Genomic DNA, 22,300 nt, shown 5'->3' on the forward strand with positions numbered 1-22,300 from the left:
GGGCGCTCTCCCTATGTTAGGCGCAAGTTTCCTCTCATGACGCGTGTCCCAGCGGGCACCAACGGGACAATTGATGAATCCGAATTATCGCAATCTCGCGCTCTGGGCGATCATAGCGGTCCTGCTCATTGCTCTCTTCAATCTGTTCCAGACGCCACAGACGCGTGGGGCCTCCACCGACGTTCCCTACTCGCAGTTCCTGCAGGAGGTCGCGGCGGGCCGGGTCAAGACGGTGGTCATCACTGGACCCCGCATCACGGGCACCTATAGCGACAACGCCAACGGCTTCCAGACGTATTCGCCTGGCGATCCGCAGCTGGTCTCGCGGCTGCAGGACAAGAACGTCACCATCAATGCGCGCGCTGAGAACGACGGCTCGGGCGGGTTGATCAGCATGCTCCTCTCGTGGCTGCCGATGATCCTGATCCTTGGCGTGTGGATATTCTTCATGCGCCAGATGCAGTCCGGCTCTGGCCGCGCCATGGGTTTCGGCAAGTCGAAGGCCAAGCTTCTCACAGAGGCGCATGGCCGCGTTACCTTCCAGGATGTCGCCGGCGTCGACGAGGCCAAGGAAGATCTGGAGGAGATCGTCGAGTTCCTGCGCGATCCGCAGAAGTTCCAGCGCCTCGGCGGCAAGATCCCGCGCGGCGTGCTTCTGGTCGGACCTCCCGGCACCGGCAAGACGCTGCTCGCCCGCTCCGTCGCCGGCGAAGCGAATGTGCCGTTCTTCACCATTTCGGGTTCCGACTTCGTCGAGATGTTCGTCGGCGTCGGCGCAAGCCGTGTCCGCGACATGTTCGACCAGGCCAAGAAGAATGCTCCCTGCATCATCTTCATCGACGAAATCGACGCTGTCGGCCGCCATCGCGGCGCCGGCCTCGGCGGTGGCAATGACGAGCGCGAACAGACGCTGAACCAGCTGCTGGTCGAGATGGACGGCTTCGAGTCCAACGAGAGCATCATTCTGATCGCCGCCACCAACCGGCCCGACGTGCTCGACCCGGCGCTGCTGCGTCCGGGCCGTTTCGACCGCCAGGTGGTGGTGCCGAACCCCGACATCGTCGGTCGTGAGAAGATCCTCAAGGTGCATGTGCGCAACGTGCCGCTGGCGCCGAATGTCGACCTCAAGGTGATCGCACGCGGCACGCCGGGCTTCTCGGGCGCCGACCTGATGAACCTGGTCAATGAATCCGCTCTGATGGCGGCGCGCCGCAACAAGCGCCTTGTCACCATGGCCGAGTTCGAGGACGCCAAGGACAAGATCATGATGGGCGCCGAGCGCCGCTCGTCGGCCATGACCCAGGCCGAAAAGGAGCTCACGGCCTATCACGAGGCCGGCCATGCCATCCTGGCGCTCAACGTGCCGTCGGCCGATCCGCTGCACAAGGCGACCATCATCCCGCGCGGCCGCGCGCTCGGCATGGTCATGCAACTGCCGGAAGGCGACCGCTATTCGATGAGCTACAAATACATGATCTCACGGCTCGCCATCATGATGGGTGGCCGCGTCGCCGAGGAGTTCAAGTTCGGCAAGGAGAACATCACCTCGGGCGCCTCCTCGGACATCGAGCAGGCGACCAAACTGGCGCGCGCCATGGTCACGCGCTGGGGCTTCTCCGACAAGCTCGGCCATGTCGCCTATGGCGACAACCAGGAAGAGGTTTTCCTCGGCCATTCGGTGGCGCGCACGCAGAACGTCTCGGAAGAGACCGCGCAGATCATCGACGCCGAAGTGCGCAGGCTGATCGACGAGGCCTATGTCACGGCCAAGTCCATTCTGACCAAGAAGAAGAAGGAATGGATCGCTCTGGCGCAGGGCCTGCTCGAATACGAGACGCTTTCGGGCGAAGAGATCAAGCAGCTGATCGCCGGGCAGAAGCCCGCGCGAGATTTGGGGGATGACACCCCCACAAGCCGCGGCTCGGCTGTGCCGAAGTCCGGCCGCCGCAAGAAGGGTCCCGAGCCCGAAGGCGGCATGGAGCCTCAGCCGTCGAGCTGAGCTGACATCACTTGATGCAAGAAAACGCCGCGGCTCAATCCGCGGCGTTTTGCTATTCAGGGTCTCTCAAAGAGCATGCGGGACGGATGCATTTGCTTTGCCGGGGCGCACACCGTCAGTCCGGCCAGCATGTTGCTTGCCCCATCTGGCCAGCGGGATCAGGGCATTGTCCAGCTCGATGCCGAATTCGGTAATCGAGTATTCGACCCTCGGCGGCACCTCGGGAAAGATTTCGCGATGGACGATGCCGTCGGCCTCCATTTCGCGCAGCTGTTGGATCAGCATCTTTTCGCTGATGTCAGGCACCAGCCGCTTCAGCTCACCGAATCGTGCCGGCGCCTTGTGAATCTGCCAGAGCAGTAGCGCCTTCCATTTGCCGCTGATGACCTCCAGCGCCGGCCCCAATCCGCAACTATCTGGCTGTTTCTTTCCCATGTTTCATCCAATTCTGAGCAATCGGTGGGTAGCTTACATTTTTGTCGGTACTTGAGAAAAACCAAGCCGGTCCATAGCTTCAAACCAGCTCGCCGGCATCCGCGAACACCACAACATCATATCGGTACCTCGCTTCGACCTGCAAAGGCCGTCGGCGGCCGGATTTTGTCAAAAAGGGATGGATCATGACACGATACGCAAACAAGAAGGCCGTTGTCATCGGCGGGACGCACGGCATGGGGCTCGCCGTTGCCGAAGCCCTGATCGAAAGCGGCGCCGAGGTCCTGGTCACCGGCCGCGACCAGCGCAACATCGAGGCCGCGCGAGCCAAGCTGCTTTCGCGAGCTCATGTCGTGCGGTCCGATATCTCAGACATGGCCGATATCGTCACGCTCGGTGCCGAAGTGGGGCAGAAGCTTGGCCACATCGACTTCCTTCACGTCAATGCCGGGGTGGCCAATCTCGAACCCGTGGAGCGGGTCACCGAGGACAGTTACGATCGCACCTTCGACATCAACACCAAAGGCGCTTTCTTCACCGCGCAGCGCCTGCTGCCCCTCATCAGGGATGGTGGCGCGATAGTCTTCACCTCGTCGATCACCGACGTATCCGGCACCGGCGGCATGAGCGTCTATTCCGGATCGAAGGCGGCACTGCGCGCCTTCGCCAAGGTCCTGGCCGCCGAGCTTCTGCCGCGCCGGATCCGCGTGAATGTGGTCAGCCCTGGTTTCATCGATACGCCGACGATGGGTGTGGCCGACGCCTCGGCCGAGGAGCGGGCCGCCTTCATGGCGATCGGCGACGCGGTCACGCCGATGAAGCGCCACGGCACAATGGAGGAGGTGGCGCGCGCAGTGCTGTTCCTGGCGTTCGACGCGACCTTCACCACGGGCGCGCGGCTGACCGTGGACGGTGGCCTTGGCCAGGACCTGAGCCCGACACCGGCGTAACCGCGCAACAAACCGAGGAGAAGCAGAATGAGCGATATAACAGTAATCGGTCTCGGCGCCATGGGCACGGCGCTTGCCGAAGCCTTTCTGAACCAGGGACATGCGGTGACGGTGTGGAACCGTTCTCCGGCAAGGGCTGAGGCTTTGGCAGCCACGGGCGCCATTGTGGCCAAGAGTGTCGAGGAAGCCGTCAGATCGAGTCCACTGATCGTGGCGTGCCTGCTTGTCTATGACACCGTTGGTGAGGTGCTCGGCCCAAGCCGAGCCGCGCTGTCGGGCCGCACATTGGTCAATCTCACCAACGGCACCCCCGAGCAGGCGCGGGCGATGTCGGGCTGGGCGGTGAGCCAGGGCGCCAGCTATATCGACGGCGGCATCATGGCGGTGCCGCCGATGATCGGCGGGCCGCACGCCTTGATTCTCTACAGCGGTTCGCGCCAGGCGTTCGATGCCTGTTCGGGGCAGCTCGGAGCGCTCGGCACCAGCAAATTCCTCGGTGAGGATCCAGGCCTCGCGCCGCTCTATGATATCTCGCTTCTGACCGGCATGTACGGCATGTTCGCGGGCGTTCTGCAGGCGTTGGCATTGACGGGCGCAGCAGGGATCCCGGCCGGCGAGTTCATGCCGCTGCTGGCCTCCTGGCTTCAGTCGATGCAAGGCCTGCTGCCGAAATGGGCGGAACAGATCGACAGTGGCGATCACACCAGCAATGTCGTTTCCAACCTGGGCATGCAGGCTGATGCCTACGTCAATGTCATCGATGCCAGCAGGTCGGCTGATGTCAGCACCGAACTCGTCTTGCCGATGCAAAGCCTGATGAAGCGCGGGGTGGCTGCCGGCCAGGCCAATGCCGATCTTACAAGCCTGGTCGCACTGCTCTCGTAACAAGGCGCTTGACGGGGCAAGACCCAAGAGAAGGCCCGCCAACCTTGCGGTTGAGGGCCTTCGATCTTCAAACGCTGCTGGTCGATCAGCTCTTCAGCTTGGCGTTGCAGAGGCTGTAATAGCCGCCGCCCTTCTGGATCCAGCGAAGGCCGTTCAACGTACCCGCGTCCTTGTTGCCGTGGTAGCCCTGCAGGCAGGTCTTCATCCGCGCCTTCGAGGGCTTCTCGGCCTTGAATTCGGCGGCGAGGGTGGTCGGGAATGTCACGCCCGTCGGCGCTACAGCGGGGGCGACCGCCGCGCTGGTTTCCTTCTGCGGCTGCGGCTCGGTTTTGACCGCATCCGCATTGGCACTCTCCGCAGCTGACGTCGCACACTTCTCGGTGCGGAAAGCGGTCCAATCCATGCCGTTCACAGTGCCGCCTTCCTTGGCTGTGCGATAGGCCTCGCCGCATTCCTTCATTGTCAGTGCGCTTGCAGGGGTGACGCTCCACGCAATCCATGCCGTCACAGCCAATGCCGCCAATTTCAATCTGGACATAAGACCCTCCTGGTTGACAAAAGTTCGATGTCTTTTTGTGTACCATTTGTTCTGCATATGTTCAATTGGAATCTTTGCGAACCACCGATATGTCTGGGGTGGGCAGTGTGGGCGAATAGATGATGCCGACAGCTTCCGCGATATGTAGACGTCGATCAACGCCGGGTGTGTTCGAGCGCAATAAAAAGGCCCGCGCATGCTGCGATGCGCGGGCCTCTGTCTGGAGAATATGGCTACGCGATCAGCTCTTCAGCTTGGCATTGCAGAGGCTGTAGAAGCCGCCGCCCTTCTGGATCCAGCGCAGGCCATTCAGCGTGTTGGCATCCTTATTGGCGTAGTAGAGCTCGAGGCAGGTGTGCATGCGGCCCTTGGCCGGCGTCTCGCCGGCGTATTTCTTCGAGATCGCGGCCGGGAACTTCACGCCCTTGGGAGCGGTGACCGAGGGCTTCTCGGGCTCGCTGGTATAGGTCGCCTCGCTCTGAGCGGGCACGGTGTCGTCGTCATCTGCGCCTGCGCCGCATTCGGCCTTGCGGAAGTCGTTCCACTTCTTGCCGCCCAGAGTATTGGCAGACTTGGCAGCCTGGTACTTGGCGCTGCAATCGGCCATGCTCAGGCCCTTGCCGCTGCTGTCGGCAGCTGCCTTGGTGGTTGCCTTGGCGGGTGCTGACGCGGCCGAGGCCCCGGCGGCGCATTCGGCCTTGCGGAAGTCGTTCCACTTCACGCTGTTCAGCGTGCCGGCGGCCTTTGCCGCCTGGTATTTGGTGCTGCATTCCTTGGCCGTCAGGCCCTTGGCGCCATCGTCGGTTGTGGCTGCGGCCTTGGTCGTGGCCGGTTCTGCCGCGGCGGATGCGCCGGCGGCGCATTCGGTCTTGCGGAAGTCGTTCCACTTTGCGCCATTGAGCGTACCGGCGGCCTTGGCAGCCTGGTACTTAGCGCTGCATTCCTTGGCCGTCAGACCCTTGGCGCCATCATCAGCAGCGGCGGCCTTGGTCGTGTCCGTCTTGGCCGCAGCGGCCTTCTTGGCCGCCGGCTTTGCGGTCTCGGTGGTGGCCGCCGCGTCGGTGCCGCACTCGGCCTTCCGATACTGATTCCAGGTCTGCCCGTTCAGCGTGCCGGCGTCCTTGGCGGCATTATACTTGGTACTACACTGGGCCATGGTCAGCGCGCTGGCGGGCGCCGCCATGAACAAGGTTGCGACGGCAAGACCCGTCAAAGTTGCAAGTCGGTGGATGAGCATGGCGTTCTCCCGTTGCTGCGCCCATAGGTTGTACCTGTGTCAATCAATAGCTCTCAACGCTAGGCTGCGCCAGATGCTAAACGGCGTTCTCCCGATAAGGTGATGGACCCTTGCGATCTGCCCCTCCAACAGTCCGGCTTACCGGCCCAATCTGCGCAGTGGCCCAGTGTGAATGCTATATTGCGGCAACACCGTGTCATGATACGCTGCCAACGCTCCGAACAGCCTGCTACAATGATTTTCTAAGAATTGGTAATATACAATCACACAATGTGATAGTCGGGCTCGGACCAATTGTGGCACTACGAGCCGGCTGAAAACCGACGGGGATTCTGGCAAGCATGGCAGGACGTTATTTTGGCACCGACGGCATTCGCGGGCGCGCCAACAAGTTTCCGATGACGGCTGAGATCGCGATGCGGGTCGGCATGGCCGCCGGCCTGTCGTTCCAGCGCGGCAGCCATCGCCACCGCGTCGTGCTCGGCAAGGACACCAGGCTGTCCGGCTACATGATCGAAAACGCCATGGTGTCCGGCCTGTGCGCGGCCGGCATGGATGTGTTCCTGCTCGGCCCGATCCCGACACCGGCGGTCGCCATGCTGGTGCGCTCGCTGCGCGCCGATATCGGCGTCATGATCTCGGCCTCGCACAACCCTTATTACGACAACGGCATCAAGCTGTTCGGTCCCGATGGCTACAAGCTCTCCGACGAGATCGAGGAGCGCATCGAGAGCATGCTCGACAAGGATATCGAACTGGCGCTCGCCGATTCCGACGGGCTCGGCCGCGCCAAGCGCGTCGACGGCGTGCATGACCGCTACATCGAATTCGCCAAGCGCACGCTGCCGCGCTCGATGTCGCTGTCGGGTCTCAGGATCGTCGTCGATTGCGCCAATGGCGCAGCCTACAAGGTGGCGCCTGCCGCACTTTGGGAACTGGGCGCCGAGGTCATTGCCATCAATGTCGATCCGAACGGTTTTAACATCAACAAGGAATGCGGCTCGACCCATCCGGCCGGCCTGCAGAAGAAGGTGCATGAAGTGCGCGCCGATATCGGCATCGCACTCGACGGTGATGCCGACCGTGTCGTCATCGTCGACGAGAACGGCACCATGGTCGACGGTGACCAGATCATGGCGCTGATCGCCGAGTCCTGGCACCAGAGCGGGCGACTGGCCGGCGGCGGCGTCGTCTCGACGGTGATGTCCAATCTCGGCCTCGAACGCTTCCTTGGCGACATGAAGTTGCAGCTGCATCGCACCAAGGTCGGCGACCGCTATGTCGTTGAGCATATGCGCGCGCATGGGTTGAATGTCGGCGGCGAGCAGTCGGGCCACATTGTGCTGTCCGATTTCTCGACCACTGGCGACGGGCTGGTCTCGGCGCTGCAGGTGCTGGCCTGCATCAAGCGGCAGAACCGGCCGGTCAGCGAATTGTCGAAGAAATTCGAGCCGGTGCCGCAGCTGTTGAAGAATGTCCGCATCGCCGGCGGCAAGCCGCTTGAAGAAGCCTTGGTCAAGGCGGCGATCGAAGATGCGCGCAACCGTCTTGGCAAGGCCGGCCGCCTGGTCATACGGCCCTCCGGCACCGAGCCGCTGATCCGCGTCATGGCCGAGGGCGACGACCCACAGCTGGTCGAGGCCGTGGTCAACGACATCGTCGACATCATTTCGGAAACGCGCAGCGCCGCCTGATTGCGCTGCCTCCAACGGCAGGGGCGAACTGCCGGCTCAAGACTTCAAGCCCGCCTGCAGGCGGGCTTTTTGTTTCGGCCAGGGTTGGTCCCAGCGTCATGCCGGCGGAGGCCGTTTGCTAAAATGTCGAGAATTCGTGGTTAATCGACAGGGTTAAACGCCTTTTAACTTTTGCAATTCATTATCCACAACTGAGGTCAAACACATTCGAGCGGATTCAAAGTTCCGACGGGTTCTCAGGGGTGACAAACATGTTCAATGCAGCAAAAATGGCTTTCCTTGCCGCGCTGTTCGCAGGCGTGGCCGGGCCAGTATTCGCCGCCGATCTGGCGGAGCCGCCAGTGGTCGAAGAGGCGCCGGCGCCGATCGCCTACGAGCAGCCGGCCGATTTCGGCGGCTGGTACATCCGTGGCGACATTGACTATCACTGGTCGAAGTTCCGCGGTGGTGACTACACCACCTACAGCCCGGCACCGCCCCAACTCCCCGGTTCGTTCGCCTCCGGCAAGTTGAAGAGTTCCTTTTCGGCCGGCGCCGGTGTCGGTTACCAGGTCAACCGGTACTTCCGCACCGATCTGACCTTCGACTGGATGGGCAAGTCCAATTTCCGCGGCTCGACCAATGGTTTCTGCGGCGGCGGCATAGCTTGTACCTCCGTCGACACATCGTCCTATTCGGCGATGCTGCTCCTGGCCAATGCCTATGTCGATATCGGCACCTGGCGCGGCGTGACGCCCTATGTCGGCGCCGGCATCGGTGGTGCCTGGGTCAAGTGGGATACGCTGCACAATACCGATCTCGATGGCTCCTTCGAGCACAGCGGCGGCAAGGGCTGGCGCTTTGCCTATGCCCTCATGGCCGGCGCCTCCTACTGCCTGACCGACCGGGTCAAGCTCGATCTCGGCTATCGCTACAGCCACATCAATGGTGGCAAGATGTTCAACTACGCCTCCGACAGCGATGTCGGCCCGGGCTTCGATCGCGGCATCAACGTGCACGAAGTGCGCGGCGGCCTGCGCTACCAGTTCGGCCGGTCGGACTGCGCCCCGCCGCCGGAGCCCTACGTTCCCGAACCGGAGCCGGTCTACACCAAGTAGTCGCTTCGAAATCCAGGAATTTGCGAACCGCCCGGCCATGCCGGGCGGTTTTTGTTTGCCGATTGCGGTGCACTTCCAGGCCGCGGCGTGCGGAGGAGAAAGCCTATCGAAATCAAATCGGTAACGTCGCGTTATCCTTAACCCGCACTTAACCACTATGGTTAACAATGCCCACTGAAACGGCGCTTGCGATCAAAATGAAGAGCGCCAATTTCAGGAGCCGGGGACCCATGAATTTCAAATTGCTGACAGCGCCGGCACTTGCCGCACTCGCGCTAGCGCTGCTGACGCCGGCGCAAGCCGCGGACTACGACCCGCCGATCTATGTCGATCAGGCGCCGGACTATCAACCGGTCGAGGTCGGCTCGGGCTGGTATCTGCGGGGGGATGTCGGCTACGCGTTCAGCCATCCCTTCGAGCATGAGGAAGCGACAACCGGCCCGCTTAACAGCTTTACCGATGAGAGCAGCCTTTTCACAGGCAGTTTCGGTATGGGGTATCATGTCAACGACTATCTTCGGGTCGAACTGAACGGCGGGATTCTTCCGACCGACAAATTCGGGGAACACGCCAAGTTGGCAGCCACTTGCGACGGCCATACGCTTGTGGACGACGGTTTTGGCACCATCAATTCCGTCGCGGCTACGCAGGCATGCGATCTTTCCGACAATGCTTCCAACAAAGGCTACAGCGTCATGGCCAATGGCTATGTGGATCTCGGCACCTATGTTGGAATCACTCCATACCTTGGCGGAGGGGTCGGTGTCGCATACAATAAATATTACAGGAGCATTGGGGCGAAGGATTGCGTGGAAGTGGCCCCCAATTCGTCCGGCACGGGCGGGTTCTCTTGTGATGATCCGGCCGGTTACGAGGGTGCAACGGATAAGGAGGGCAAATTCAACCTTGCCTATTCGATCGGGGGCGGTCTTTCCTATCAGGTGGCCAAGAACGTGTCGGTTGACCTTGGCTACGAATATTTCTCGGTGCCGGGCGCCAAATACGTCGCTTATGACAGCGGCGCCTTCAACATCCACAAGGGCATCAATTATCAGACGGTCAAGCTCGGGCTGCGCTACGACCTCTGGTAGGCTGGCTGCAGATACGAAACCCGACGGCGGATCTCTTCGATCCGCCGTTTGCGTTTGGGCTCACGACATCCTGATCCCGGACTGCTTCTATCTTGTCAGCGACAAAAACTTTCCTCTTGACGCCTGAGGGTTGAACGCATATCGCCGTCCGTGGGCCACCCCTCCCCAACGAGGGGCCACTATCTGGAAGGATAGACCACGATGACGACGCATACGAAGCCCGGACTCCGTCCGGCAAACCCCAATTTCTCCTCAGGTCCCTGCGCAAAACGCCCCGGCTGGTCGGTCGAGGCACTGAAGAATGCTGCGCTCGGCCGTTCCCACCGCGCCAAGATCGGCAAGACCAAGCTCGAACAGGCGATCGAGCTGACGCGCGAAATTCTCCAGGTTCCGGCGGATTACCGTATCGGCATCGTGCCGGCGTCGGACACGGGTGCTGTCGAGATGGCGCTGTGGTCGCTGCTCGGTGAACGCGGTGTCGACATGGTGGCATGGGAAAGCTTTGGCTCCGGCTGGGTGACCGATGTGGTCAAGCAGCTGAAGCTCGCCGATATCAGAAGGATCGAGGCAGGCTATGGCGAGCTGCCGGATCTCACCAAGATCGATTTCGACCGCGATGTGGTCTTCACCTGGAACGGCACGACCTCAGGCGTGCGCGTGCCGAATGGCGATTTCATTCCAGCCGACCGCAAAGGCCTGACCATCTGCGACGCGACCTCGGCCGCATTCGCGCAGAGGCTCGATTTCCAGAAGCTCGATGTCGTCACCTTTTCCTGGCAGAAAGTGCTGGGCGGCGAGGGCGCACACGGCATGCTGATCCTGTCGCCTCGCGCCGTCGAGCGACTGGAAACCTACAAGCCGGCGTGGCCGCTGCCGAAAATCTTCCGCCTGACCTCGGGCGGCAAGCTGATCGAAGGCGTCTTCAAGGGCGAGACCATCAACACGCCGTCGATGCTGTGCGTCGAGGACTATCTCGATGCGCTTCATTGGGCGAAGTCGATCGGCGGTCTCGATGCGTTGATTGCCAGAGCCGATGCCAATGCCGCCGTGCTAGATGGGTTTGTCGACAAGTCGTCCTGGCTCGGCCATCTCGCAGTCGATGCGGCGACACGGTCCAACACGTCCGTATGTCTGTCCTTCACCGACGCCGATGTCGCGGCGCTCGACGCCGACGGGCAGGCGGCTTTCGCCAAGGCGATCGTCTCTGTGCTCGACAAGGAAGGCGTCGCCTACGACATCGGCTCCTATCGTGACGCACCTCCCGGTCTGCGCATCTGGTGCGGCGCCACCGTCGAGACCTCCGATCTCGAAGCGCTGCTGCCCTGGCTCGACTGGGCCTTCGCCACGCAGAAGGCTTCGGTGAAGGCAGCAGCCTGAGAATTCGTGGCGGCCTGCGGGCCGCCATTTCCCGACAATCCAGTTCAAGGAGGCCGCCATGGCGCCCCGCGTTCTCGTCTCTGACAAACTCTCCACCACCGCCGTCCAGATATTCAAGGACCGCGGCATCGAGGTCGACTATTTGCCCGATCTCGGCAAGGACAAGGAAAAGCTGCTCGAAGTCATCGACCAGTATGATGGTCTTGCCATCCGCTCGGCGACCAAGGTCACGGAAAAACTGATCAACGCAGCGACAAGACTCAAGGTCGTCGGCCGCGCCGGCATCGGTGTCGACAATGTCGACATCCCCGCGGCGAGCCGCAAGGGCATCATCGTGATGAACACGCCCTTCGGCAATTCGATCACCACGGCCGAACATGCGGTGGCGATGATCTTTGCACTCGCCCGGCAGATCCCGGAGGCCAATGCCTCGACCCATGCCGGCAAATGGGAAAAGAACCGCTTCATGGGCGTCGAGATCACCGGCAAGACGCTGGGCGTCATCGGCTGCGGCAATATCGGCTCGATCGTTGCCACGCGCGGCGTCGGCCTGAAGATGCATGTCGTTGCCTTCGATCCGTTCCTGTCGGACAAGCGCGCCGAGGAACTCGGCGTCGACAAGGTCGAGCTGGACGAGCTTTTCGCCCGCGCCGATTTCATCACGCTGCACACGCCGCTGACCGACAAGACGCGCAACATCATCGACGCGGCGGCGATCGCCAAAATGAAGAACGGCGTGCGCATCATCAATTGCGCGCGTGGCGGGCTCATCGTCGAAGCCGACCTGGTCGCGGCGCTGAAGAGCGGCAAGGTGGCGGGCGCCGGCGTCGATGTGTTCGAGGTCGAACCGGCGGAGAACAACGCGCTGTTCGGCATGGAGAATGTGGTGGCAACGCCGCATCTGGGCGCCTCGACAGCGGAAGCGCAGGAAAATGTCGCGCTCCAGGTGGCCGAGCAGATGGCCGACTATCTGATCAAGGGCGCGGTTTCGAATGCCATCAACATGCCCTCGATCACGGCCGAGGAAGCACCGCGGCTGAAGCCGTTCGTCAAGCTCGCCGAAGTGCTCGGCGCCTTTGTCGGCCAAGTCACCGAGGACCCGATCAACGAGGTCGAGATCCTGTTCGACGGCTCGACCGCGACGATGAACACGCGTGCCCTGATCAGTGCCGCGCTTGCCGGACTGATCCGGCCGCAGGTCGCCGACGTCAATATGGTGTCGGCGCCGATCATGGTGAAGGAGCGCGGCATCATCGTCGCCGAGGTCAAGCGCGACAAGTCGGGCGTGTTCGACGGCTACATCAAGCTGACGGTGAAGACCGAGCACATGACGCGCTCGATCGCCGGCACCTGCTTCTCCGACGGCAAGCCGCGCTTCATCCAGATCAAGGGCATCAATCTCGACGCCGAGGTCGGCCAGCACATGCTCTACACAACCAATGCCGATGCGCCCGGCATTATCGGCCTGCTCGGCACGGTGTGCGGCGAGAACGGCGTCAACATCGCCAACTTCCAGCTCGGCCGCAACCGGCCGGGCGGCGACGCGATCGCGCTGCTCTATCTCGACGCGCCGTTCCCGGAGAAAGTGCTGGAACAGGTCAAGGCGCACAAGTCCATCGACTCGGCCAAGCGGCTGCAGTTCGACATCAACGCAATGTAGTTGACGGCGTGGCGGATGCGGCGGTCCTCCCCCCATCGTTGGGGCGGCCGTCGCAGAGGCCGGTTCAGGTCAATTCGTCTGAGCCGTCGGAGACGCCCACGCGATGCCGATAGACCAGTTCCCAGCCCTTCCAGCCTGTAAACAGCAGGACCAGAACCACGATCAGCGATAAGATAAAGCCGGTCGGGATCACAGCCGCCGCTCCACCGACATAACGCGAGTACCAGTTATAAAGCTCGATCAGCACGACGAGGACGTTGCCGCCGGCATGGAGCCATGCCGTCGTGAGATTGCGGATCTGAACATCGCCGAGAACGTCCGTCAGGCCGGTAAGAGCGGCCAAGGCGCCCATGATCAGGCCGGCGCCGAGAAGCCAAAGCGATCCGGTGACCCACCCGGGATCGGCTGTTTGCCAGAAAATCAGATCGCAAACGAAGGTGCCGACAAAGAAGGCGATCGGAAACGGAATCAGCATTGGATGAATGGGGTGACCGGCAATGCTTGCCGTGCTGCGAGGGTTATGGCTCATCTTGTTGCCTCCCACGCAAGCAAACTCCGCCAGAGGTAAAATGTTCCAGGTCGGCGCGCGGCAGCAGTTATCGCGACGGCGGCGCAGCGCGGCAGCAGCCAAATGTTATCCGCGGCGGTTCGGTGCCGCCATCTTGCGCCCGCTGTATTCGGCGAGCGAAATGCCGCCCAGCACCAGGACGAGCGCCAGCGCCTGGTAGAGCTGGAATGTCTCGCCGACGATCAGCACTGACAGCAGCGTGCCGAAGATCGGCACCAGATTGATGAACAGCCCGGCACGGTTGGCGCCGATCAGTTCGTTGCCCCTGATGTAAGTGATCTGCGAAATGACCGAAGCGCCGATCGCGGTATAGACGATGACCACCCAGCCGCTGATATCGGGGACGATAACCTTGCCGGCGGCGACCTCCCACAGGAAGAACGGCAGCGAGGTGACGAGGGCAGCGATCGCCAGGGACAACATCAGGCTCTGCCAGCGCATCACCGGCTTCAGCCGCAGCCCGACCGAATAACCGCTGTAGAGGACGACCGCGACCAGCATGATGGCGTCGCCGAAATTGAGTTCCAATGTGAGCAGCCGGCGCGGATCGCCGTGGCAGGCAGTCAAGATGACGCCGAAGATGGTCAGCACCACGCCCGCAATCTGAGCCCAGCTCACGCGCAGGCGGAAGAAGAAGAAATTGGCAATGATGATTAAGACCGGCATCGCCGCCTGTTCGATCGAGACATTGATCGCCGTCGTGTAGTTGAGCGCGGTGTAGAAAATGGTGTTGAACAGAGTGAAGCCGCTGGCGCCAAGTGCAGCCAGGACGAACCAGTGTTTGCGCACCACCGGCCAGTCCTCCCTGATCGTGCGCCAGCCGATCGGCAGCAGGATCGCGACGGCCAGCACCCAGCGCAGGAAGACCAGCGTCATCGGCGAGACGTGATCGACCGCCAGCTTGCCGGCGACGGAATTGCCGCCCCACAACAAGGTGGTCAGCAGCAGGAACAGGTAGGCGCGTCGATGCATTGCGGGATTCCGGCCGCTTGGGGAGTTGTGTTTGCCGGCCTATTGCCCCCGCCGACGCAAGTAAACGATGTCAAAGCCGAAAATTGTTGTGCCTCAGGGCATTTTCGGCGGCAAAGAAAGGTCGCGCTTGCGAGGTCTTGACGCTATAGAGGCCTGTCGTTTCGAACCATATCCAGGCCGCCAGGGCGGCATCTCAAGGGAAAAGAAACATGGCCAATGTGGTGGTCGTCGGCTCGCAATGGGGCGACGAAGGCAAGGGCAAGATCGTCGACTGGTTGTCGGAGCGCGCCGACGTGGTCGTGCGCTTCCAGGGCGGCCACAATGCCGGCCATACGCTGGTCGTCGACGGCAAGGTCTACAAACTGTCGCTGCTGCCGTCGGGCGTGGTGCGGCAAGGCAAGCTGTCGATCATCGGCAATGGCGTCGTCTTCGACCCGCACGCCTTTGTCGCGGAAGTGGCAAAACTCAAGGCGCAAGGCGTCGAGGTCACGCCGGACCGCCTGAAAATAGCCGAAAACACGGCGCTTATCCTGTCGCTGCACCGGGAGCTGGACGGATTCCGCGAGGACGCCGCCTCCAATTCCGGGACGAAAATTGGCACGACGCGTCGTGGCATCGGCCCAGCCTATGAAGACAAGGTGGGCCGGCGCGCGGTTCGGGTGATGGATCTGGCGGATTTGGAAACGCTGCCTCTCAAGGTCGACAGGCTGCTGACGCATCACAATGCGCTGCGTCGCGGGCTTGGCCATGGCGAAGTCACGCATGAGGCGATCATGACCGAGCTGACCTCGGTCGCCGATGAGATCCTGCCCTATATGGACCGCGTCTGGAAAATCCTCGACGACAAGCGCCGCGCCGGCGAACGCATCCTGTTCGAGGGCGCGCAAGGCACGCTGCTCGACATCGACCACGGCACCTATCCGTTCGTCACCTCGTCCAACACCGTTGCCGGCCAGGCAGCCGCCGGCTCGGGGGTGGGCCCCGGCGCCATCGGCTATGTCCTGGGCATCACCAAGGCCTATACGACGCGTGTCGGCGAAGGCCCGTTCCCGACCGAGCAGAAGAACGAGATCGGCGAATTTCTCGGTACGCGTGGCCACGAATTCGGCGTCGTCACCGGGCGCAAACGCCGTTGCGGCTGGTTCGACGCCGTGCTGGTGCGCCAGGCCGTCGCCGTCAACGGTATCAAGGGCATCGCCCTGACCAAACTCGACGTGCTCGACGGGCTGGATGAGATCAAGGTCTGCACCGGCTACCGTCTCGACGGCGAAACGATCGACTATCTGCCGGCCAGCCAGGGCGCGCAGGCGCGTGTCGAGCCGGTCTACGAGACGCTCGAAGGCTGGAAAGGCACCACAGCCGGCGCGCGCAGCTGGAACGACCTTCCGGCGCAGGCCGTCAAATATGTCCGTTACATCGAGGAGCTGATCGGGGCACCCGTCGCGCTCCTTTCCACCAGCCCGGAACGGGACGACACGATACTTGTGACCGATCCGTTTCAAGACTAGTTTTCTGAAGCCTTTCCGGGCATCGCGGCCGATTTGCGGGGCCGGCGCGGAAACAAAATACAGGTCGACTGAAGCATGGCAGATTTCGTTGCTATTCTGAAAAAGGCGCTCGACAAGCACGGCGACGAAACGCCCGAAAAGCGTACGCGGATCTATGAAAGCGTTCGTACCATGCTGGCGAAGAAGCTTGCGGAGTATTCGCCGCCGCTGGCCGCCGAAGCCATAAGCACGCAGAAGCGATCCCTGGAAGATGCCATCTCGAGCGTCGAGCGCGACTATGCCAGGGCGGTGCCGGCATCCGATCCGCTGGCGGAGCTGGAGCACATCTTCTCCTCCATAGACCGCAACAAGAACCAGTCCAATCATGTAAAGCCTTCCGCCACGCCTGCGCCGGCCTGGCAGCCGGCGAAACCCGTGCAGCCGGCGCCGACCGCCAGGACAGAGCCGAGCTGGCAGAGGCCCGCGCCGACACCGCCGTCGCCTGCGGCGCGTGCAGAAACCATCGACAAGCAAGCCGTGGAGCTGGACGCCGACGACGACAGCGCCGATGTGTTCGCCAATGACGAGCAGCCGGTCGCGGACACGTTCCAGCGCCTGCGCCCAGCCGAGCGCAGGCGCAGCTATGGCGGGTTGATCGCGGCTGTCGTCGCGCTTCTGGTGGTCGCCGGCGGCGGCTATGGCATCTGGCTGAACAAGGATGCCTTTGGCTCGATGCTGGGCCTCGGCGGCGACACCAAGACGGTCTCGACCGAACCGCTGGTAAAGCCGGCGCCGGCCAAGCCCGCGGCCGATGCACCGGCACCGGCCGCTGCCGGCGAGGGAACGAAGTTCACCCAGCGCCTGTCGCCCGAAGGCGGTGAAACCGACCCCGGTCCCGCGGCCGGTCAAAGCGGCATCGGCGAGGGCGAGTCCGTCGCCGCGCTGACCACACCGCCACCCCCGGCTCCAGCGCCACCTGCGGCTCCAGCGCCTGCGACCCCGCCGGCCGGCGACGCCGCAGCCACGGGCGCGCCCGCCACGCCGGCGCCCGACGCTTCCGCCACGCCACCGGCAACGCCGCCCGCCGATGGCGTCGCTCCGCCGGCCAACGGGGCAGCACCGGCTGATGCCGCCGCCACGCCGCCCGCGGCCGGGACGCCGCCCGCTGCGCCGGCGGCCGCCGCTCCCGCGCCCACCGTTGCGGTCGGCCAGAAGGCGATCTTCTACGAGGAACGCACCTCGACCGCGCAAGGTTCGGCCGAACCCGGCAGCATCGTCTGGTCGCTGGTGCAGGAATCGCCCGGCGGCGACCTGCCGCCCGAGCCGGCGATCCGCGCCGAGGCGACCATTCCCGGCAAGGACATCCAGCTGCGCATGACCATCCGCCGCAATACCGACCAGACGCTGCCGGCCAGCCACATCATCGAGATGATCTTCCTGACGCCCGAGGGCTTTGACGGCGGTGGCGTCGACAACATCCTGCGCGTCGCCATGAAGAGTTCGGAACAGGATGCCGGCAGCCCGCTGATCGGCATTCCGGCCAAGATCGCCGACGGCTTCTTCCTGGTGGCGCTCAACGACACCAAGGCCGACGAGGACGCCAACATGACCTTGCTTCGAGGCCAGGACTGGATCGACGTGCCGGTGGTCTACAAGACCGGACGCCGGGCGCTGCTGACCATGGAAAAGGGCATTCCGGGCGAGAAGGTGTTCGACGAGGCGCTGAAGGCCTGGCAGGCCAAGACGGCAGGTTGACGGGCGGCAGTAGCGGCTGCCTTCGCTCAGAAGCCCTGGAACAGCATGTCGAGGGCGGCGACGATTGTCGTCGTGATGTCTAGAAAGGTTTCCCTCTGGCATCCGCAATTCGGACGCGCTGAAGGCCGACACAAACTGTTTGACCATCACAAGATCTTTGCCGTTTATAGCGAAGGTCGGGTTCAGGCGGCGGCCAGGAAGCGGGGCAATTTCGGGCGGCATCAAAGGAACGACCACCGTCGTGCTCAGCCCTTCAAGCATATCTGACTGCACGTCGAGAAGATAACCGTCGCTCTCGGTACTCCGATAGAAATCGTAACGCGCCATCAGAACGGCCGGTGTTTAGCCAATGGCAGTCCGTTCTTTCGGACATATTCGTTGGAGCTTTCGATGGCTTCCCTGTTTTCTTCTTGCCATCGACGCGTTTTCTCCGCCGCAATCGCTTTCGCGATCCCTGCTTCGGCAGCGCGGGAGATGTTGATGCCCAACGCTTTGGCGTCCTTGATCAACTGAGAGTCAATGGACGTGTTGACAGAGGCCCGCTGAGTTTTTGGCGTCGATTGAAGCACGGAGATGCCTCCTTTCATGCGCACAATATACGCGCATAAAGACCGCAAGCAATGCTACCCCTCCATCTCCTCACGCAGCATTTCCAGCTCCAGCCACTCTTCCTCGAGTGCGGCCAGCGTGGCGCGTTCCTTGTCGAGGGCGGCGATGGTCTTTTGGAACGAGGCCGGGTCGCGTTCGTAATAGGCGGGATCGGCAATGTTGTTTTCCAACCGCGAGATCGAGGCCATTACCGCCTCGATCTTCTTGGGCAAGGATTCCAGGGCGAATTTCTGCTTGAACGACAGTTTCTTCGACGGCCCTTTCGGCGCTGCCGGCTCGCTCTTGCCCGGCGCCGGCGCATCGCTGGCTTCGGCCTTGGCGCGCGCCTTGCGGTCGTCGAGCCGGGTGCCGCCGCGCTGCGCCAGCATGTCGGAATAGCCACCGGCATATTCGATCCAGCGGCCGCCTCCGTCCGGGGCGATGATGCTGGTGACGGTGCGGTCGAGGAAGTCGCGGTCGTGGCTGACCAGGATGACCGTGCCGGCAAAGCCGGCGACAAGTTCCTGCAACAGTTCCAGCGTCTCCATGTCGAGATCGTTGGTCGGCTCGTCGAGCACCAGAAGGTTGGCCGGCCGCGCCAGAACACGCGCCAGGAGCAGCCGCGCCCGTTCGCCGCCGGACAGCTCGCGCACCGGGGTGCGCGCCTGTTCCGGCTTGAACAGGAAATCCTTCATGTAGGACACGACATGGCGCTGCTCGCCATTGATGACGAGGTTTTCGCCGCGCCCGTCCGTGAGATACTGCGCCAGGGTCTCGGCCGGATCGACCGCCTCGCGCTTCTGGTCGAGCGTGGCGATTTCCAGATTGGTGCCGAGCCGCACCGAGCCGGCGTCGGGCTTCATCTCGCCGGTAAGCATCTTCAACAGCGTCGTCTTGCCGGCCCCGTTCGGCCCGACAAGGCCGACGCGATCGCCGCGCTGGATGCGGGTCGAGAAGCTTTTGACAACGGTGAGGTCGCCAAAGCTCTTTTCGATGTTCTTGGCCTCGATCACCAGCTTGCCGGATTCGGCGGCGTCGCTGGCCACCATGGTGGCCGAGCCCTCGGCGCCGCGATGGCCGCGAAAACGCTGGCGCATGGTCTGCAGTTCGCCCAGGCGGCGCATGTTGCGTTTGCGGCGAGCCGTCACGCCATAGCGCAGCCAATGCTCCTCGCGCACGATCTGGCGGCCGAGCTTGTGCTGTTCGCGCTCTTCCTCTTCCAGCACAAGGTCGCGCCATTCCTCGAAATGGCCAAAGCCCTTGTCGAGGCGGCGGGTCTGGCCACGGTCGAGCCAGACAGTGGCGCGCGAGACGCGTTCGAGGAAGCGACGGTCGTGCGAGATGACGATCAGCGCCGAAGACGTCCGGACGAGCTCCTCTTCCAGCCATTCGATGACCGACAAATCGAGATGGTTCGTCGGCTCATCAAGCAGCAGAATATCGGGTTCGGGCGCCATGACGCGGGCAAGTGCTGCGCGGCGCGCCTCGCCGCCGGAGAGATCGTTGGGGTTCTCCGTGCCGGCGAGGCCGAGATGCTCCATCAGATATGTGGCGCGGTAGGGATCGTCGGCAGGCCCAAGCCCGGCCTCGACATAGGCGCGCACATTGGCAAAGCCGTCCATGTCGGGCATTTGCGGGAGATAGCGCACCGTTGCCGAAGGCTGGCGGAAGACCTCGCCGTCTTGCGGCTCGATCAGACCAGCAGCAATCTTCAGGAGCGTCGACTTGCCGGAGCCGTTGCGGCCGACGAGCGCGATCTTGTCACCGGCGGACGCCGTCAGTTCGGCGCCATCGAGCAGCGGCGTGCCGCCAAAGGTCAGTCTTATGCCGTCGAGGTTGAGAAGGGGCGGGGCCATGTCAGCTTTCAGGCAAGGGGTAGGGGTGGGCGAGCAGCAGCGCGCGGCCATGGCCGAGCGCGATTTCGAGGCCGCCCCCGGTCGTGTTGGACTTGACCTCGTTCGAGATGGTCAGCGACGAGCCGAACACGACCTCGACATGGTCGAGCGGCCACTTCGCGCCGGACACGGTGAGGCCCGAAAGATCGGAAAAGCCGAGCACCGAAAACAGCGTTCCGTCGGCATAGTCGAAGCCGGCCTTGCCAGGCAGCAGAGGGGCGCCTTCCTGCGCTCCGCTGGTCAACAGCAATTTTGTGCCGGCCTCGGCCAGCCGCAGGCTGAGCGCCAGATGGAGGAAGGCGTGGTCGGCGCGCTTGCCGCCGAAAGCGCCGGCCAGCACCAGGCTGGTGGCGCCGCGTTCCAATGCCGCCGCGATCGCCAGTTCGCCATCGGTCTTGTCCTTTTCGGGAGGAAACACCTCCCGCGGCACGGCGGCGAGATCGGCAGGCAGGTCCGCCGGCACGGAATCGAAATCGCCGACCCACAGCTCCGGCATCACGCCGAGCAGGCGGGCATGACCGATGCCGGCGTCGGCGGCGATGACGCGCGTGCCCGCGACCTGGCGGTCGAGCCGCGGCGTGCGGACGAGATCGCCGCCAAGCAGGATGGTGAATGTGCTCATATCCGCTGGCCCTTACCAGCCCCGCCGACGAAACGGAAGGCCGAGCGGCACCGTCACGCTTTGTTGGAGCATGATCTTTTTCCGGAAACGGATTCCACTTTCCGGGATCATGCTCGGGCAAACTTCCACTTGCGTGGCACCTTGGCCGGGCCTATGTGTCGAAACGCTCTAACGGGGTGCCGGACGCGATCTTCGCGGACCGGCTGAGAGGCAGTCTCGCCAACCCGCTGAACCTGATCCGGTTTGTACCGGCGGAGGGATTAGACGCTTCGGACAGCCCGACGCCTCAATTCCTTTCAACACGAATGAAGGAGGCGCCGATGCGCATGTTTTTGTCCCGTCTTGTCCCAGCGCTGGGGCTTGCTGTTTCGCTACTGGCAAGCTCTGCGTCCGCGCAGGAAAAACTCACGATCTATACCTATGAGAGTTTCACTGCCGACTGGGGTCCGGGCCCCCAGGTGAAGAAGGAATTCGAGGCCGAGTGCGGCTGCAGCGTCGACTTCGTCTCGGTGGCCGACGGCGTCGCGCTGCTCAACCGCGTCAAGCTCGAAGGTGCCTCGACCAAGGCCGATATCGTGCTTGGTCTCGACACCAACCTCACCGCGGAAGCCAAGGCTTCCGGCCTGTTTGTCCCACATGGCGCGGTGGCTGAAAACAACGTGCCGGGCGGCTGGAGCGACGACACTTTCGTGCCCTATGATTATGGTTATTTCGCCGTCGTCTACGACACCGAAAAGCTGAAGAGCCCACCGAAGAGCCTGAAGGAACTGGTCGAGGGCGATGCCGCCGACAAGATCGTCATCCAGGATCCGAGGACGTCGACGCCGGGCCTCGGCCTGCTGCTGTGGGTCAAGTCGGTCTATGGCGACAAGGCGCCGGAAGCCTGGGCGAAACTCAAGGGCAAAGTGCTGACGGTGACGCCGGGCTGGAGCGAGGCCTACGGCCTGTTCACCAAGGGCGAGGCGCCGATGGTGCTTTCCTATACGACGTCGCCGGCCTACCACATGGTGGCCGAGAACACCGGGCGCTACCAGGCGGCCTCGTTCGAGGAAGGCGAGTATCTGCAAATCGAGGTCGCCGGCATCACCACCACGGGCGCGAAGAATCCGCTGGCGGCGAAGTTCCTGGCCTTCATGACCGGGCCGAAATTCCAGGATGTCATTCCGGAGACCAACTGGATGTTCCCGGCCGGGAAAACCGACAAGCCGCTCAATCCGGCTTTTGATAGGCTGGTCAAGCCGGCGAAGACCTTGCTGTTCAGCCCGGAAGAGGTCGCGGCAAATCGCAAGGCCTGGGTGGATGAATGGCTGGCGGTGATGAGCAAGTAGATTTGGCTGTATAGTCAAAAGATGAGTGCTCTACGGCGCCCCCCTCTGTCCTGCCGGACATCTCCCCCACGAGGGGGGAGATTGGCCTTTACGTTGACTTTCGCCAATCTCCGAAGCTGCAG

Annotated in this window: 19 protein-coding genes, 1 pseudogene and 1 riboswitch; of the genes and pseudogenes, 11 read left to right on the top strand and 9 right to left on the bottom strand. The window is 62.8% G+C overall.

The genetic code is table 11. The features are described 5' to 3' along the window. The first annotated feature begins 73 nt into the window (after positions 1-73). On the top strand, positions 74-1,999 hold the full coding sequence (ftsH, locus tag NKH54_RS07375; RefSeq protein WP_023684183.1) for an ATP-dependent zinc metalloprotease FtsH: 1,926 nt from the start codon (positions 74-76) through the stop codon (positions 1,997-1,999). A gap of 66 nt (positions 2,000-2,065) precedes the next feature. On the opposite strand, the gene NKH54_RS07380 is transcribed toward ftsH, so the two are convergent. Next, positions 2,066-2,404 (bottom strand): winged helix-turn-helix transcriptional regulator, encoded by a 339-nt coding sequence (locus tag NKH54_RS07380; protein WP_023673597.1) that lies wholly within the window; start codon positions 2,402-2,404, stop codon positions 2,066-2,068. A 215-nt stretch (positions 2,405-2,619) separates the two neighbouring features. Here NKH54_RS07380 and NKH54_RS07385 point away from each other — a divergent pair, with 215 nt between their 5' ends. Next, the gene (locus NKH54_RS07385; RefSeq protein WP_353027944.1) at positions 2,620-3,384 is read left to right on the top strand and encodes an SDR family oxidoreductase; all 765 of its coding nucleotides are present in this window, start codon (positions 2,620-2,622) and stop codon (positions 3,382-3,384) included. A 27-nt stretch (positions 3,385-3,411) separates the two neighbouring features. Next, complete coding sequence (locus NKH54_RS07390) at positions 3,412-4,269, top strand: NAD(P)-dependent oxidoreductase (RefSeq protein WP_353027945.1); 858 nt, start codon at positions 3,412-3,414, stop codon at positions 4,267-4,269. A gap of 85 nt (positions 4,270-4,354) precedes the next feature. Here the strand turns inward: NKH54_RS07390 and NKH54_RS07395 are convergent, their stop codons facing one another. Further along, a complete protein-coding gene (locus NKH54_RS07395) occupies positions 4,355-4,807 on the bottom strand; it encodes a hypothetical protein (protein ID WP_353027946.1) in 453 nt (150 codons plus the stop codon). A gap of 241 nt (positions 4,808-5,048) precedes the next feature. Then, positions 5,049-6,044, bottom strand: a complete 996-nt coding sequence (locus NKH54_RS07400) for a hypothetical protein (protein ID WP_353027947.1) — start codon at positions 6,042-6,044, stop codon at positions 5,049-5,051. Between the two features lie 341 nt (positions 6,045-6,385). Between NKH54_RS07400 and glmM the strand changes: the two genes are divergently transcribed. From glmM to serA, 5 genes are all read left to right on the top strand, one after another. Next, complete coding sequence (gene glmM, locus NKH54_RS07405; RefSeq protein WP_353027948.1) at positions 6,386-7,738, top strand: phosphoglucosamine mutase; 1,353 nt, start codon at positions 6,386-6,388, stop codon at positions 7,736-7,738. 251 nt (positions 7,739-7,989) lie between these two features. Then, the gene (locus NKH54_RS07410; protein ID WP_353027949.1) at positions 7,990-8,835 is read left to right on the top strand and encodes an outer membrane protein; all 846 of its coding nucleotides are present in this window, start codon (positions 7,990-7,992) and stop codon (positions 8,833-8,835) included. Between the two features lie 230 nt (positions 8,836-9,065). After that, a complete protein-coding gene (locus NKH54_RS07415) occupies positions 9,066-9,926 on the top strand; it encodes an outer membrane protein (protein WP_353027950.1) in 861 nt (286 codons plus the stop codon). A gap of 201 nt (positions 9,927-10,127) precedes the next feature. Next, positions 10,128-11,303 (top strand): phosphoserine transaminase, encoded by a 1,176-nt coding sequence (locus NKH54_RS07420; RefSeq protein WP_353027951.1) that lies wholly within the window; start codon positions 10,128-10,130, stop codon positions 11,301-11,303. Positions 11,304-11,361: 58 nt separating this feature from the next. After that, on the top strand, positions 11,362-12,963 hold the full coding sequence (gene serA, locus NKH54_RS07425; RefSeq protein WP_353027952.1) for a phosphoglycerate dehydrogenase: 1,602 nt from the start codon (positions 11,362-11,364) through the stop codon (positions 12,961-12,963). 64 nt (positions 12,964-13,027) lie between these two features. On the opposite strand, the gene NKH54_RS07430 is transcribed toward serA, so the two are convergent. Further along, positions 13,028-13,492 carry a DUF2231 domain-containing protein gene (locus NKH54_RS07430; protein WP_023684195.1) on the bottom strand — a complete coding sequence of 155 codons (465 nt, stop codon included), beginning with the start codon at positions 13,490-13,492 and terminating at the stop codon, positions 13,028-13,030. Positions 13,493-13,597: 105 nt separating this feature from the next. Next, positions 13,598-14,503 (bottom strand): DMT family transporter, encoded by a 906-nt coding sequence (locus tag NKH54_RS07435; protein WP_353027953.1) that lies wholly within the window; start codon positions 14,501-14,503, stop codon positions 13,598-13,600. A 209-nt stretch (positions 14,504-14,712) separates the two neighbouring features. Between NKH54_RS07435 and NKH54_RS07440 the strand changes: the two genes are divergently transcribed. Next, positions 14,713-16,011, top strand: coding sequence for an adenylosuccinate synthase (locus NKH54_RS07440; RefSeq protein ID WP_023684197.1), 1,299 nt, complete (start codon positions 14,713-14,715; stop codon positions 16,009-16,011). A gap of 75 nt (positions 16,012-16,086) precedes the next feature. Beyond that, on the top strand, positions 16,087-17,745 hold the full coding sequence (locus NKH54_RS07445) for a hypothetical protein (protein ID WP_353027954.1): 1,659 nt from the start codon (positions 16,087-16,089) through the stop codon (positions 17,743-17,745). 126 nt (positions 17,746-17,871) lie between these two features. Here NKH54_RS07445 and NKH54_RS07450 read toward each other — a convergent pair. The 4 genes and pseudogenes from NKH54_RS07450 to NKH54_RS07465 all read right to left on the bottom strand — a co-directional run. After that, positions 17,872-18,072 (bottom strand): annotated as a pseudogene (locus tag NKH54_RS07450) (CcdB family protein); the annotation flags it as partial. Further along, positions 18,072-18,314 carry a type II toxin-antitoxin system CcdA family antitoxin gene (locus NKH54_RS07455; RefSeq protein WP_023709715.1) on the bottom strand — a complete coding sequence of 81 codons (243 nt, stop codon included), beginning with the start codon at positions 18,312-18,314 and terminating at the stop codon, positions 18,072-18,074. The gene NKH54_RS07455 and the pseudogene NKH54_RS07450, both read right to left, overlap by 1 nt. 54 nt (positions 18,315-18,368) lie before the next feature. After that, positions 18,369-20,189, bottom strand: coding sequence for an ABC-F family ATP-binding cassette domain-containing protein (locus NKH54_RS07460; RefSeq protein WP_352765329.1), 1,821 nt, complete (start codon positions 20,187-20,189; stop codon positions 18,369-18,371). 1 nt (position 20,190) lies between these two features. Then, positions 20,191-20,850: a thiamine diphosphokinase gene (locus NKH54_RS07465; RefSeq protein ID WP_353027955.1), complete on the bottom strand. Its 660-nt coding sequence runs from the start codon at positions 20,848-20,850 to the stop codon at positions 20,191-20,193. A 162-nt stretch (positions 20,851-21,012) separates the two neighbouring features. Beyond that, positions 21,013-21,127: riboswitch (TPP riboswitch) on the top strand. A 43-nt stretch (positions 21,128-21,170) separates the two neighbouring features. Between NKH54_RS07465 and thiB the strand changes: the two genes are divergently transcribed. Continuing rightward, on the top strand, positions 21,171-22,178 hold the full coding sequence (gene thiB, locus NKH54_RS07470; protein WP_023752858.1) for a thiamine ABC transporter substrate binding subunit: 1,008 nt from the start codon (positions 21,171-21,173) through the stop codon (positions 22,176-22,178). The last annotated feature ends 122 nt before the right edge of the window (positions 22,179-22,300 follow it).

The organism is Mesorhizobium sp. M1004 (assembly GCF_040318795.1).
GTDB lineage: Bacteria > Pseudomonadota > Alphaproteobacteria > Rhizobiales > Rhizobiaceae > Mesorhizobium.